The sequence below is a fragment of the Oleiphilus sp. HI0132 genome (assembly GCF_001635845.1).
The window spans coordinates 1-1,038 of record NZ_LWGJ01001645.1; the positions used below are offsets into that span (position 1 = coordinate 1).

Annotated in this window: 2 protein-coding genes; one reads left to right on the forward strand and one right to left on the reverse strand. The window is 43.0% G+C overall.

Features of this window, described 5'->3' with window-relative positions; genetic code table 11:
• On the reverse strand, nt 1-606 hold a 606-nt coding region (locus tag A3766_RS25305), incomplete at its 3' end, for a TRAP transporter substrate-binding protein (RefSeq protein WP_369808657.1).
• A 149-nt stretch (nt 607-755) separates the two neighbouring features.
• Between A3766_RS25305 and A3766_RS25310 the strand changes: the two genes are divergently transcribed.
• The coding region (locus tag A3766_RS25310; RefSeq protein ID WP_156509132.1) for a hypothetical protein at nt 756-1,038 on the forward strand (283 nt) is incomplete at its 3' end.

Below are 1,038 nucleotides of genomic sequence, written 5' to 3' on the forward strand. Positions count from 1 at the left end.
AATATTCGTAGGTTTGGCGCCCAGTTTGGCAATGACTTCACCCGCGAAGCCAGGAATACGCATTTTCAATCCTTGCAGGTCTTCTACAGTATTAATTTCTTTCTGGAACCAGCCGCCCATCTGGTTAGCTGTGTTACCGCCAGGGAAGGACATGAGATTGTACTGGTCATATAGCTCATTCATTAATTCCATGCCACCGCCGTAGTAAAACCATGCATATTGTTCGGAGGCGATCATACCAAAAGGCATGGTAGTGAAGTACATGGTGGCAGGCACTTTACCTTTCCAATAGTAAGATGCAGAGTGGCCCATATCGTATTGGCCTGACTTAACCATATCGAAGATACCAAAAGGAGACTTATGCTTGTTTGAAGAGTGAATGACGACCTTTAAGCGACCGTTCGACATCTTCTCGACCATCGATGCCATATTCTTGGAGGTGTCACCAAAAATAGGAAAATTAGGCCCCCAGGTTTCTGCCAGTTTTAGCGTGTATGAGTCTTGTTTTTCTACTTTGTGGGTGTGTTCAACCTTGTCATCACAGGCAACTAAAAACTGAACTGATATGACGATTGCTAGAAAGCTCACGACTTTTCGTAGAGACATTTGTGGCATCCTTGTTATTTTTGAAAGTGGAGCGCGAAATTTAACAGAACTAGGGTGTGCTTGAAAGCGTGGAATTGCTTTTATAGGTTTCTATTCAGAGCCATTAAGGCTACTCTTCGAACTCTTTATATGGGACCAAAATACCTAATATGCATCGATTATTCGCACTTTTGTTATTTCCACTATCTGCTTGGTCTGGTGAAGATAATCTGCACTCTTTAAGCTTTAGTTATGGCGTGCATAGCGAAACGCTTAGCTTCAATAGTTTTGATGCTGATTTAAGCCCGGAATCTATAGATCTCACATACACCTTTATTAGCCAGAAAGGGCCGATGCTCACGCTGGATACTTGGCAAGAAACCGCAAATACTAGCTTTGCCCAAGATGCTGAGTTAGAGAAAAAGGTGTGGGGCTTTGGTGTTTCATTAGCCT